Here is a 12,794-nt window from a genome sequence, read left to right on the forward strand (position 1 = left end):
TTAGAAGTGCAGCAGTCAGATCGAAAAAAGCAGTGGCAAAGAATTCAGCAGCAGCTGAGCTATACATTCAGAACATCCAGATTCTATCAGCGTGTTTTTCAGGAGCATTCCGTACAGGTCGATTGTATCACCAGCTATGAAGATTATTCAAAATTACCCATTACTACCAAAGAACAACTTCAGCAATATAATGAGGATTTTATCTCCATTCCACAGGAACAGATTATAGATCATGTTACCACAAGCGGTACTCTTGGTGAGCCGGTTTCCTTTTATCTTAATGAGTATGATCTCGAAAGGCTAGCTGAGAATGAGTCCCGTTCTTTTGAACTTGCCGGAATTACGAGGCAGGATAAAGTTTTGATCACCACAACACTGGATCGAAGATTTATGGCCGGAATGGCTTATTTTCTAGGTCTTAGAAAATTAGGTGCTGGAGCGATTAGAACTGGAGGTGGTTTGCCTGGATTACAATGGGAAAGTATTTTTAGATTTAAACCAAGATACATTATAGCTGTTCCTTCTTTCCTTCTGAAACTCATTCAATATGCTGAGGAAAATCAGATTGATTATCAAAACTCATCTATTCGGTCGGCAATATGTATTGGTGAACCCCTGCGAACTTCCAACTTTGAGCTGAATAGTCTTGGTCAAAAGATTTCTTCCTTATGGGACATTGAGTTGTTTTCTACTTACGCTTCAACAGAGATGGCTACTGCCTTTACAGAATGTAACAAGCATCAGGGCAATCATGTCCCGGAAGACCTTATTTTTACTGAAGTCCTTGATCAGGATGGCAATCACGTTGCGGAAGGTGAAATAGGAGAGCTGATAGTTACACCACTAAACGTGCAAAGTATGCCGCTTATTCGTTTTGCCACAGGTGATATGTTAACTTATACAGATACAGCTTGTAAATGCGGTAGGAAAGGAAGACGGTTAGGACCAGTAATTGGTAGAAAGCAACAAAAGATAAAACTTAAAGGCACCAGTCTTTATCCACAGCATATCATTGAAATATTAAACAGGTTTAATGGACTCCAAAATTTCATCATTGAAGTTTCTCTGGATAAAAATGGTGTTGACCGACTTAAAATATTGATTCCGGAAAGTTTCAGGGAAATTGAAAGCCTTAAGGAGCATTTAAAAGCATTCTTGAATGTGTTGCCAGAGATTAGCTTCAAAGATTCTAAAACTCTTCAACAACTCAAATTTCCTGCTAATAGTAGGAAGCCAAAGATCTTTTACGATCTACGTTAATTTTGCCTTTTTACCAAAAATTACGATTTTCTCATCTTCCAGGTTTGTAGTAAAGAAGATGTAATCACTTCCTCCATCCTGAATTCTGTATTTCTTCCGAATATTTTCTACTGAATCTGGAAAATTCCTGGTGGTGATATTAGCTTTTTTATTCTTCAATCTTTTCTTTAGGCTCTTGTCTTTAAAACTCTTAACTTCAGTTATTTGAAATTGACGTCCAGGAAATTCTTTAACCAGTGTTTGCGAAGTATAAATATGAGAATGCTCATGCAATTTTGGAACTCCAAATGTAGTGCTGATTTCCGTGAATAATCCGCTTTTCATGATTGCAGCATTCGGTTCGTAGAGGTAATTTAAAGGTTTGGAAAGAACCGTACTCAAGGTTTTTATCTCTGTATCAAAACTAAACTTTTGCACCTTTTTTCTCTGGAAGTTGATGGTAGTCAGTTTAAGATCAGATTCCCAGTTCTTTTCAACAAGCCACAGCAGCTCTTTTACTTCATTATTAACCGCAATCACATGAATCTCCTTAACAGAATGAAGTTCACGGAGTCCTGCTGTGATATCGAGGATCGGTGAAGTTTTTAGAAGAATATGATCACATTTTTCAAGTAAGAAATCGAGTTCTTCTGGAATATTTGGTTTACAATCTGATAAATGGTAGACTTTACTGCCATGTTCATCACGTCTCGCAGGATCTGCATAGATCCAGTCAAATTTCTGGCCGGTTTGCTTTAGTAATTCTAGGCTATCCCCGTAATTGACTCTAATATTTGAAGCTCCTAATTCTCTGAAATTATGATCAGCAATTTCAGAAAGCTCTTTATTCATTTCGTAATACTGAAAACTGTCAAATTTCTTTGCCAGGAAAAAGGTGTCTATACCTAAGCCTCCGGTAAGATCGGCCCCAGAAGAACCTTCTATTAATCCTGATTTATATTCAGCAGTGATCTGAGATGATGTCTGCTCCAGATTAAGTTTAGGAGGATAAAGTATTCGCGGATTATTAAAAAACAGTGGAAATTTCTTTTCTGCAATGCGCATGCCTTTTATTTGCATTGCGATGTCCTGAATTTTGATATGGTCGAAAGGGCTACCTTTTAAGATCAGAGCAGGTAGGTCCTTCTTCTGATTCTCTCTTATAAAACTTTGGATTTCTTTCTCTAAAAGTGCCTCGTGAAGCATCCAATTATAGATCTCTGGTTAATCGTTTCACGATCTTGTACTCACTTAAAGATTCTTTAGCGATCACCTTTAACGCGGTATAAAAAGGAACTGCGACTACCATCCCTGCGATCCCGAACATAAGTCCGGCAATTAGGATAATAAGAAATATTTCAAGTGGATGGGATTTCACACTAGCTCCAAATATCATGGGCTGTGAAATAAAGTTATCTATTAGTTGACAAATTGCATAACCCATCATCACGTAAATTAATCTTGGAAGAATGACGCTACTGAAATCTGCACCAAGAAAACTGGATATCACGAACAAAGCCATTAAAATTCCTGCTAAAAGTGGTCCCAGATATGGAACAAGATTCAGGAACGCGCAAATAAAAGCGATGGCAATAGGATTATTGATCTCAAAGACGCTAAGTAAAATGGAGTAGAGGAAGAACAATACTGCAATTTGCATAGTTAATCCTACAAAATATCGACTTAATAGTACCTTGATCTTATTAAAAACTCTTTGAAATTTCTTTTCTTCACCGCGATTGGCAAAAACAAGAATACTATTCAACATTAACTTGGAATCCTTCAGAAAGAAAAAGGAAATAAAAATTATCGAAAAGACAGCAATCATGGTTGTTCCCAGTATTCCGAAGACATTGTTTAAGAATTGCGGAATTAGACCAACATCGAAATTTCGTACAAATTCACTTCGTTTAAGACCTTCAATTAAGTTTAACTCGTTAACTCCCAGATAATTATTGACCTGATCGTTTAGATCATTCAGGTCACTCTTAAAAGCTTCAATATCAATCTGTCCTAAATATTTACTTTGTTCAATAATAATAGGAACGAAAACGAAAATAATACCTACAAAGATGGATAGGACCAGCAAAAGCACCGTAATTACAGCTAATTGGTTGGGGAGTTTCAGCTTATTCCGAAGGAAAATTACGACAGGTCGACCAACTAGTGCTATGATACCGGCTATAGCGATATAAACGATTACCGACTGGATTTCCCATAGAAAATAGAGTGCCAGGACGATACCAATCATGATACCTACTGCTCGTAATATACCGTTCGCGAATTCTTTTGCTTTCACAGCGTAAATATATTATTTCTTACTTAACTGCGCAGCACTTTTGTAATTTCATACAAAGCAATTCCCAGTGATTGGGCGACATTCATGCTACTGTTTTTTCCAAACATCTCGATATGATATGCAGAGTCACAGTTTTTTAAAATTTCTTCGGAAACGCCGTGCCTCTCGTTTCCGGCTACTAAAAGGATATTTTCAGTCACAAGTTTAAACTCTGAGATAGGCCTACTTTCTGAGGTGATCTCGACCGCGGTCATTCTATAGCCGTTGCTTTTAAGATCCCTAATCACTTGGGTGGCATCTTCGTAAACTTCAAACTCCACTGTAGTATGTGTATTTCTGGCTGTTCTTTTTAATCGGTTACTGTTTAAATTTGGAAAGGTTCCATGAAAAATAAGCTTTTCAACTCCAAAAGCATCGGCAAGACGAAAGATACTACCTATGTTCGCTTCACTGGTGATATTGTCTAACAGCAAAATAACTGGAAATTGTCTGTTTTCGAAATTCGTGGTGTCGTGAGTAAGTTGCATAGCTAGTTTTCGAATGCGTATTTAATAATGTTTGCTCCCATTTGTAATGCTTTTAGCCGAATTTCTTCCGGGTCATTGTGAACTTCCTGACTTTCCCAGCCATCACCAAGATCACTTTCTACGGTGTATAAAATCAGTAATCTGCCGTTTTCAAAGATTCCCAATGCCTGAGGTCTTTGCGCATCATGTTCATGGATTTTTGGCAGACCGTTAGGAAATTCAAACTGATTCCTGAAAATTTCGTGGTTCGCGGGGACTTCCTGAAGATTTTGGTCGGGAAATAATTCTTTTAGCAAAGGCCGGATATACTCATCCATTCCGTAATTGTCATCGATATGCAGGAATCCGCCACTCAACAAGTATTGCCTGAGGTTTTCTTTTTCAGCTTCGCTAAACACTACATTTCCATGTCCTGTCATATGTATAAACGGAAATTGAAATAAATCACTACTTCCGGGCTCTACAGTTTCCGGTTTTTCATTTAAAGAAGTTTGTAAGTTCTTATTGCAGAATTTAATAAGATTGGGTAGGGCTGTTGGATTCGCATACCAATCTCCACCACCATTATATTTTAGAACGGCAATTTCCTGCCCATTTACCTTAAACGATACCAGCATTAAAAAGAGAATTCCGAATGCGAACTTTTTCATGAATTTTGATTGATGAGTGCGACTGTGTGACATGCTGCAATCGCTGCAGTTTCAGTCCGTAATCTGCTTTCTCCAAGACTTATTTGCTGCCAGTTTTCTTTCGTCGCAGTTTTTATCTCTTTGGAACTAAAATCTCCTTCAGGACCAATCAAAATATTGATAGTGCTATTGGCCTTCAATTTATTCTGAAGATAGGGTTTCTTTTCGTCATCCTCGCAGTGAGCAATTAATCGCATACCTTGCATTTCTGTCTGCATTAATTCAGAAAAACTAACAGGGTCGTTCAATTTTGGGAAATGCATATGCAGGGATTGTTTCATAGCGCTCAATAGCACTCGTTGATAACGTTCCAGTTTGACGGTTTTGCGTTCACTATGATCACAAATAACCGGCGTAATTTCGTGCACACCAATCTCCATCGCTTTTTCCAGAAACCACTCATAGCGATCGTTCATCTTCGTAGGTGCAACAATCATATGTAAATAATAGGGTGGTGCTGGCTGACTTTCAAAAGAACTGATATTTGCAACACATTGTCTTACATCAGCCATTATGATCTGAGCCTTGAATAACATCCCGTTTCCATTAGTAATGCTTAACTCGTCACCTTCAATTTTCCGCAATACTTTTACAATATGTCTGCTTTCATCCTTCGGAAAAATTACCTGTTTATCGTTTTCTGAAATATTTGGATTGTAAAATAGCTGCATATTATATTTTATATCGCGATTGCGCGGTTACCGAAAAATCGGCAAAATCTTTTTGTAGGTATTTGTGATAGCCAGCGATCCCGATCATTGCAGCATTATCTGTCGTGTATTCAAACTTCGGAATAAAACATTTCCAGCCCCATTTTTTTTCAGCATTAACCAAAGCCTGGCGTATTCCACTATTTGCAGAAACTCCGCCACCAATAGCCACCTGGTTGATCCCGGTGTTTTTTACTGCCTTTTTCAATTTATCCATTAAAATTCCTATGATGGTATATTGAATAGAGGCGCAAATATCTTTTAGATTTTTCTCGACAAATTCAGGATCTTCTTTTGTTTTCTTCTGAATAAAATATAACACAGCTGTCTTAAAACCGCTAAAACTGAAGTTCAGGTCATCAACTTTCGGCTTAGTAAATTGAAAAGCTTTTGGGTCACCTTCTCTGGCGTATTTATCTATTAACGGGCCGCCGGGATAGGGTAGTCCTAATATTTTTGCACTTTTATCAAAAGCTTCACCAACTGCATCGTCCAGAGTTTCACCAATAACTTTCATATCAAAATAATCTGAAACCTTCACGATTTGGGTATGTCCGCCACTTATGGTCATAGCCAGAAATGGAAATTCCGGCTTGTCAAATCCTTCCTCTTCGATAAAATGTGCCAGGATATGTGCCTGCATATGATTAACCTCGATTAAAGGAACATTCAGACCCATTGCAAGTGACTTGGCAAAAGAGGTGCCTACGAGCAAAGAACCCATAAGTCCCGGACCTCTTGTAAATGCAATTGCAGAGAGATCTTTTTTGTCGATATTTGCCTTTTCCAAAGCCTGATGAATCACCGGAACTATATTCTGTTGATGCGCTCGTGATGCAAGTTCTGGAACAACTCCACCATATTGTTTATGTACTTCCTGAGTTGCGACAATATTGGATAGAATTTTACCGTTGGAGAGTACGGCAGCCGCCGTATCATCACAGGAAGATTCTATAGCGAGAATGTTTATTAAATGATCAGCCATCAGATTTATTTGGGAATAGATATTGTAAATTAGTCGCAAAGTTAAAACATAAAAACGTATCAAAAAATTCTGGAAAATACTAACGAAAACAGTGGTTGCCCTTGTTTTGTTATTCATTATTTTATTGATCGTGTTTTCCATTCCTGCTGTTCAGACTTCAGTAGCAAGAAAACTCACCAATTCTCTTCAGGAAAATAGTGATGTCAATGTAAATATTGGCCGTGTTTCTATAAGTTATTTTGGAGATATTCTTTTGAATGATATTTATGTAGAAGATCATCGTAAGGATACGCTATTTACGGCAAAAGAAATAAGTTCTTCTATTCTAAGCTACTCTAAGCTTATGAGTAACGCTCCAGAACTGGGAGATACAAGAATTGATGGCCTGAACATGCATATGCGCAGGTATAAAGGTGAAGACAGGGATAATCTGGGTATACTTATTCAAAAACTTCAGAAGGAACCAACAGGGGATCCAAAGGATTTTAATCTTACTGCGGAAGATGTACAGATCACGAACAGTCGCTATAGTTTCATAGATGAAAACCTTGATCGCTCTGATGTTCTGGTCGTTGATGATCTTAATATTTATGCAAACGAACTAAGGATCTTTAATTCTAATATAGATATCGATATTGGAATGCTACGCGGCTACGAGCATCGCGGGATTCAGATAGATCAGCTTTCTACTTTATTTCATTACGATCCAAACCGGATGAGTCTGCAGAACATGATCTTGCAAACACCGGGATCTATGGTTAATGCCGATCTTTCTTTTGAATATGACCTATCAGATTTTTCAGATTTTGAGAATCTGGTGCAGGTAGAAGCGAAGTTTCGGGAAAGTATTTTAAACTCTAATGATCTAATTACATTTTATGATGGTTTTGGAGAGAATCAACTCGTAAAGTTCCAGACGGAACTTACCGGTACTTTAAATGATTTTCAGTTAGATGGATTCCGACTTCAGGGTCTTGATCGAACAGAGATTTATGGGAATTTCCAGGTTGTTGGTTCATTTTCAGATGAGCCGAATTCTTTCAAATTAGATGGGAGTTTTTCAGATTTCAATACCAACTACTATGATATGATCAACTTCCTGCCGGGAGCGCTTCAGGGCCAATTGCCTGAAACTCTTCGAGATTTTGGTAATGTGAATATCAAAGGAAATACGGTGGTAACGAACGGCTTTCTGGATGCAGATGTTGTGATAGCCACACAACTGGGATCTGCAGATGCAGATTTTGAACTTAATAATTTCAATAATTCTGCTTCCTCAAGTTATAAAGGTAAACTGATCTTTAAGAATTTTAACCTTGGGCGTTTGATCGGTAATACTCAATTAGGGAAAGCAAGTTTTGATATCGACTTTGACGGGAGAGGTCTGGACCAGGAAAACCTGAATACGCAGTTGAAAGGAACCATTGCTAAACTGGAATTCAATAATTATGCTTATTCCAATATCCAGATTATGGGGAATCTTCGGAATCCTCTTTTTAATGGTTATTTCAAGTCGAATGATCCTAATCTGGAAATGGAATTTAATGGTCTGGCAGATGTTTCAGAAGAAACCAATGTGTATGATTTTGAAGCTTCCGTAGGATATGCCGACCTGCATGCGCTTAATTTTGTGGATAGAGATACGGTTTCAGTTTTCAAGGGTGATGTGATCATGAATATGCAGGGAACGAATGTTGATAATGCATTTGGAGATATCCTGCTTCTAAACACGTCGTATAAAAACCAGAACGATCTTTATTACTTCGATGATCTAAATATAGCTTCTACATTTGATGGCCCTGTTCGAACTATTACGATCAATTCCCCAGATGTTATAAATGGAGAGGTAAGCGGTATTTTTAAAGTCAACGAAGTAGGTGCGCTAATAGAAAATTCCATAGGTAGTATTTACACGAACTACAAACCTAAAACTATCACGACGAACCAGTATATGGAGTTCGATTTCGATATTTATAACCAGATCGTCGAAGTTTTCTATCCTGAAATTGAACTGGCTCCTAATACATTTATTCGAGGTCGGGTGGAGTCTGATGAATCTGAATTTAAATTAACCTTCAGGTCTCCAAGAATCGATTTCTTTGAGAATATGGCGGAAGACATTAATCTTCAGGTTGACAATACGAATCCTATCTATAATACCTTCTTTGAAGCCGATAGCGTTTCCACCGATCTTTATAAATTTTCAGAATTCAGTTTCATTAATGTGACTCAGCGTGACACGCTGTTCATACGTTCAGAATTTAAAGGTGGAAAGAATAATTCTGATGAATTCAATCTGAATCTTTTTCATACGATAAATGAGAACAGTAAATCTGTGGTTGGAATACAGAAATCAGATTTTAAATTCAAAAACAAGGTTTGGTACCTGAATGAAAATAGCGATCGTAGCAATAAAATAGTTTTTGATAATAGCTTTCGTGATTTGCAGATCGATTCGCTTGTTATGAGTCATAAGAATGAACAAATCCGACTCAGCGGAAATATGCGGGACAGCACCTATAAAAACTTTAAAATGAAGTTTAGTGAGGTGGATATTGGAAAGATCACCCCGGAAATAGATAGTCTCGACCTTGCCGGGATTCTCAACGGCGATCTCGAACTGCTCCAGGAAGATGGTGCTTATTTTCCGGTCTCGAACTTAAATATCAATCAATTTGAGGTAAACGATCTTGTGATGGGTAATCTGGCACTTGATGTAAGCGGAAACCAGGATCTCAGTACCTATTCGGTTTACGCTAAACTTGAGAAGGAAGGTATCGAATCCTTATCTGCCATAGGCGATATCAATGTAAATGGCAGCGAACCAAGGATAGATCTTGAAGTGAATATGAATCGCCTGAACATGGGTGTATTTACTCCTTTGGGAGCAGATGTTCTAACAGATATTAGAGGATTTGCCACTGGAAGGGCCTTTGTAACCGGGAATTACAAAAATCCTGATTTCTCAGGATCTTTATCTTTAGCTGAAGCCGGATTACGAATCCCTTATTTGAATGTAGATCTAGATTTCCAGGAAAATGCAGAGATAGATCTTACCCAGCAGCAATTTGTTTTTGATAACATCGATATTGTAGACACCAAGTTCAATACGAAAGGAACACTGGATGGTTTGATATCGCATCGTAATTTTTCTGAATGGTTTCTGGATCTAACGCTGGTTTCAGACCGTATCCTAGTGTTGGATACGGAAGCCGATGAAGATGCCCTCTATTATGGAACCGCATTTATTGATGGAGAAGCTTCGATCATGGGGCCTACAGATGAACTGGTGATAGAAGTGAATGCGGCTACCGAAAGAGGGACGGTTTTTAAGATTCCGCTAAGTGATACTGAATCTGTTGGGGATAATTCTTTTATAAGATTTTTAAGTCCTGAAGAAAAAGCAGCGGGTCTTGCAGGAGAAGAGATTGAAATTCCCGAAGTAAAAGGTCTTGAACTGGTCTTTGATCTTGATATTACCAATGATGCTGAAGTTGAAGTTGTAGTAGACCAGACCAGCGGAAGTACATTGCGTGGTAGAGGTTCCGGGAACTTACTTCTGGAGATCAATACCAATGGTAAATTCAATATGTGGGGAGATTTTATTGTTTATGAAGGAGTCTATAACTTTAAATATGCCGGACTTGTTCAAAAGGTTTTTACGGTCGAGTCTGGAGGAAGTATAAATTGGGATGGAGATCCTATGGATGCCCAACTGGATGTAAGCGCCGTTTACTCATTGAACGCGAATCCCGCAGTTTTGTTGGAAAACCCATCGGTTAATCGAAAGATTCCTGTAGATGTGGTTATTAATCTACAGGGGGAAATTGCACAGCCTGAGATTGGCTTTGCAATTGACTTTCCAAGTGCTAGTTCTACGGTCAAATCTGAATTACAGTACCGTATAGATGATAGGGCTACTACCGAATTACAGGCTTTATTCCTGGTTACACAGGGAACGTTTTATAGTGAGTTTGGATTGCGAGGCGCCGCGATTTACGGGACCCTTGCTGAAAGAGCTTCCAGTATCGTAAACGATATTTTTGCTGATGATGATGGTAAATTCCAGGTAGGTGTCAATTATGTACAGGGTGACCGCACTCCAGATCAGCAAACCGTAGATAGGTTTGGTTTGACGTTGTCCACCCAGATCTCAGATCGTGTTTTGATCAATGGTCAGGTGGGAGTTCCTATTGGAGGAGTGACAGAATCTGTTATAATCGGAGATCTAGAAATTGATTTTCTCTTAAATGCAGATGGTACTTTAAGGGCTTCAGTATTTAACCGGGAAAATAACATTCAGTTCATAGGTGAGGAGATAGGTTTTACACAGGGAGTCGGGTTATCCTATAACGTGGATTTTGATACTTTTAAGGAGTTGATAAGGAAGATAGCAAGTACTACTATTGAAGGTTTTGATGATTCAGAAGAAGAAGAAAACGATCCTGCATCCCCATCACCTGCACCAGCTTTTATGAATTTCAAATCTGAAGAAGAAAATGAATAAAGCTCAAGCTTCAGAAATAATTGAAATCTGGGAGTTCATTTGATTGGCTTCTAAAAATTTAGTTTGTAGTTTTAATCTATTAAGAAAATTACCAATGAGTAAGAAATTGAAAAAGATTGGGGTGATGACTTCCGGGGGAGATTCTCCGGGAATGAATGCTGCAATTCGAGCGGTTGTTAGAACCTGTGCATATTATCATGTTGATTGTATTGGATACTATCGTGGTTTCCAGGGAATGATTGCGGGAGATAGCATTCCATTAACTGCGCGTAGCGTACGTAATACCATCAATCAGGGTGGAACGATATTACAGTCGGCAAGATCTAAGGAATTCATGACCAAAGAAGGACGGGCTAAAGCTGCTGCCAATCTAAAAAAAGAAGGGGTAGACGCTATGATCCTTATTGGAGGTGATGGAACATTTACCGGAGGTCAGGTATTTAGCCAGGAGCATAATTTTCCAGTAATTGGTGTACCAGGGACTATCGATAATGACATATTTGGTACTCATTATACCATTGGTTACGATACGGCATTGAATACAGTTATCGAAGCTATTGATAAGATCCGTGATACGGCAAGTTCCCATAACCGACTATTCTTTGTGGAAGTGATGGGTCGCGATGCAGGTTTTATAGCATTGAATACCGGGATTGGCGCTGGAGCTGAAGAAATTTTGATTCCTGAAGAAGATCTTGGACTGGATAGACTACTGGATTCTCTGGAACGTAGCCGAAGAGCTGGAAAAACTTCCAGTATCGTAGTAGTTTCTGAAGGTGATAAAATAGGAAAGAATGTTTTCGAACTCGCAGAATATGTGAAAGAGAACCTCCCGTTTTACGATGCTCGAGTAACCGTTCTAGGACATATTCAAAGAGGAGGAAGGCCTTCCTGTTTTGACAGGGTTCTGGCGAGCAGGCTTAGTGTAAAAGCTGTCGAACTTCTATTAGATGGTAAGCGAGACCTCATGGTGGGAATGATGAATAATGAAATTGAAAGCTGTAGCCTGGACCAGGCATTAAAAGGGAAGCATAATATTAATAAAGATCTTTTACGTATTTCTGAAATACTCTCAACTTAATGAAGACAATAGCGATCATTGCCCATGACGGGAAGAAACCTGAAATGGTTCAATTTCTGAATCAGTTTAATGAGATCCTGAATTCCAAGGAAATCAAGATCATAGCTACGGGAACTACCGGTGCCAAAACCGAAGCTGCTGGTTATAAAGTAGAAAAGTTACTATCTGGTCCTTTGGGTGGAGACGCTCAGATCGCTGCCAGGATTGCTGAAAAGCAGGTAGATATGGTCATATTCTTTAGAGATCCATTGGATAAGCATCCTCACGAACCAGATATTTTTATGCTAATGAGATTATGCGACGTACACAATGTACCCTTAGCAACAAATCCTGCAACTGCCAGGCTTTTAATTAGAGGTCTTTAGTTAGAATCTAACTGCTATCGCGCTAATTTCAACATTTACAAACTTTGGAAGATTTGCAACTTCCACAGTTTCTCTTGCCGGAGCATTTTCTGAAGCAAAATATTTTGCATAGACATCGTTGATCTTTCCGAAGTTGTTCATGTCACTTATAAAAATTGAAGTTTTGACCACATGATCAAGGGTCAAACCAGCTTCAGTCAATATTGCCTTTAGATTTTCCAATACTAGTGTAGTTTCAGCTTCGAGATCTTCAGTTTTTAGATCGCCGGTTGCTGGATCTATTGCGATTTGTCCGCTGATATATAGAGTGTCTCCAGCGAAAATTGCCTGGTTGTAAGGTCCTATCGGTGCCGGTGCATTGTTGGTTTTAATAATCTTTTTCATAACTCAGT

11 protein-coding genes are annotated in these 12,794 nt (G+C 38.6%); 4 read left to right on the forward strand and 7 right to left on the reverse strand.

The window, feature by feature from the left end:
- The first annotated feature begins 6 nt into the window (after positions 1 to 6).
- Positions 7 to 1,260 (forward strand): flexirubin biosynthesis putative acyl-CoA ligase FlxY, encoded by a 1,254-nt coding sequence (flxY, locus tag ACNI3T_RS11965; protein ID WP_418228008.1) that lies wholly within the window; start codon positions 7 to 9, stop codon positions 1,258 to 1,260.
- Here flxY and ACNI3T_RS11970 read toward each other — a convergent pair.
- From ACNI3T_RS11970 to tsaD, 6 genes are read right to left on the reverse strand one after another with little or no spacing between them, the layout of a single operon-like run.
- Positions 1,252 to 2,445 (reverse strand): class I SAM-dependent methyltransferase, encoded by a 1,194-nt coding sequence (locus ACNI3T_RS11970; RefSeq protein WP_418228009.1) that lies wholly within the window; start codon positions 2,443 to 2,445, stop codon positions 1,252 to 1,254. The two genes, flxY and ACNI3T_RS11970, sit on opposite strands and share 9 nt — an antisense overlap.
- A 4-nt stretch (positions 2,446 to 2,449) precedes the next feature.
- Positions 2,450 to 3,538, reverse strand: a complete 1,089-nt coding sequence (locus ACNI3T_RS11975; protein WP_322300184.1) for an AI-2E family transporter — start codon at positions 3,536 to 3,538, stop codon at positions 2,450 to 2,452.
- Positions 3,539 to 3,561: 23 nt separating this feature from the next.
- Positions 3,562 to 4,065, reverse strand: coding sequence for a TrmH family RNA methyltransferase (locus ACNI3T_RS11980; protein WP_418228010.1), 504 nt, complete (start codon positions 4,063 to 4,065; stop codon positions 3,562 to 3,564).
- Positions 4,066 to 4,067: 2 nt separating this feature from the next.
- The gene (locus ACNI3T_RS11985) at positions 4,068 to 4,715 is read right to left on the reverse strand and encodes a DUF4159 domain-containing protein (RefSeq protein WP_418228011.1); all 648 of its coding nucleotides are present in this window, start codon (positions 4,713 to 4,715) and stop codon (positions 4,068 to 4,070) included.
- Positions 4,712 to 5,425, reverse strand: a complete 714-nt coding sequence (locus ACNI3T_RS11990; RefSeq protein WP_418228012.1) for a 16S rRNA (uracil(1498)-N(3))-methyltransferase — start codon at positions 5,423 to 5,425, stop codon at positions 4,712 to 4,714. The genes ACNI3T_RS11985 and ACNI3T_RS11990 overlap by 4 nt, the downstream gene beginning before the upstream one ends.
- Before the next feature lies 1 nt (position 5,426).
- Complete coding sequence (tsaD, locus tag ACNI3T_RS11995; RefSeq protein WP_418228013.1) at positions 5,427 to 6,449, reverse strand: tRNA (adenosine(37)-N6)-threonylcarbamoyltransferase complex transferase subunit TsaD; 1,023 nt, start codon at positions 6,447 to 6,449, stop codon at positions 5,427 to 5,429.
- A 130-nt stretch (positions 6,450 to 6,579) separates the two neighbouring features.
- On the opposite strand from tsaD, the gene ACNI3T_RS12000 reads away from it, so the two are divergent.
- The 3 genes from ACNI3T_RS12000 (at position 6,580) to ACNI3T_RS12010 (ending at position 12,402) form a co-directional block, all read left to right on the forward strand.
- Complete coding sequence (locus tag ACNI3T_RS12000) at positions 6,580 to 10,956, forward strand: translocation/assembly module TamB domain-containing protein (RefSeq protein WP_418228303.1); 4,377 nt, start codon at positions 6,580 to 6,582, stop codon at positions 10,954 to 10,956.
- 94 nt (positions 10,957 to 11,050) lie between these two features.
- Positions 11,051 to 12,037, forward strand: coding sequence for a 6-phosphofructokinase (pfkA, locus tag ACNI3T_RS12005; RefSeq protein ID WP_322300189.1), 987 nt, complete (start codon positions 11,051 to 11,053; stop codon positions 12,035 to 12,037).
- Entirely contained in the window at positions 12,037 to 12,402 is a 366-nt protein-coding gene (locus ACNI3T_RS12010; protein ID WP_418228014.1) for a methylglyoxal synthase, read from the forward strand. The genes pfkA and ACNI3T_RS12010 overlap by 1 nt, the downstream gene beginning before the upstream one ends.
- Here ACNI3T_RS12010 and ACNI3T_RS12015 read toward each other — a convergent pair whose 3' ends face one another.
- Entirely contained in the window at positions 12,403 to 12,786 is a 384-nt protein-coding gene (locus ACNI3T_RS12015; RefSeq protein ID WP_418228015.1) for a RidA family protein, read from the reverse strand.
- Positions 12,787 to 12,794 lie beyond the last annotated feature (8 nt).

Origin of the sequence: Christiangramia qingdaonensis, from assembly GCF_048381525.1 — a bacterium.
Lineage (GTDB): Bacteria > Bacteroidota > Bacteroidia > Flavobacteriales > Flavobacteriaceae > Christiangramia.

What these genes read in the sequence shown, in the direction of transcription:
- ACNI3T_RS11990 (WP_418228012.1), bottom strand. Translation starts at nt 5,425, where the DNA reads ATGCAGCTATTTTACAATCCAAATATTTCAGAAAACGATAAACAGGTA.
- ACNI3T_RS11980 (WP_418228010.1), bottom strand. Translation starts at nt 4,065, where the DNA reads ATGCAACTTACTCACGACACCACGAATTTCGAAAACAGACAATTTCCA.
- pfkA (WP_322300189.1), top strand. Translation starts at nt 11,051, where the DNA reads ATGAGTAAGAAATTGAAAAAGATTGGGGTGATGACTTCCGGGGGAGAT.
- ACNI3T_RS11985 (WP_418228011.1), bottom strand. Translation starts at nt 4,715, where the DNA reads ATGAAAAAGTTCGCATTCGGAATTCTCTTTTTAATGCTGGTATCGTTT.
- ACNI3T_RS12015 (WP_418228015.1), bottom strand. Translation starts at nt 12,786, where the DNA reads ATGAAAAAGATTATTAAAACCAACAATGCACCGGCACCGATAGGACCT.
- tsaD (WP_418228013.1), bottom strand. Translation starts at nt 6,449, where the DNA reads ATGGCTGATCATTTAATAAACATTCTCGCTATAGAATCTTCCTGTGAT.
- ACNI3T_RS12010 (WP_418228014.1), top strand. Translation starts at nt 12,037, where the DNA reads ATGAAGACAATAGCGATCATTGCCCATGACGGGAAGAAACCTGAAATG.
- ACNI3T_RS11970 (WP_418228009.1), bottom strand. Translation starts at nt 2,445, where the DNA reads ATGCTTCACGAGGCACTTTTAGAGAAAGAAATCCAAAGTTTTATAAGA.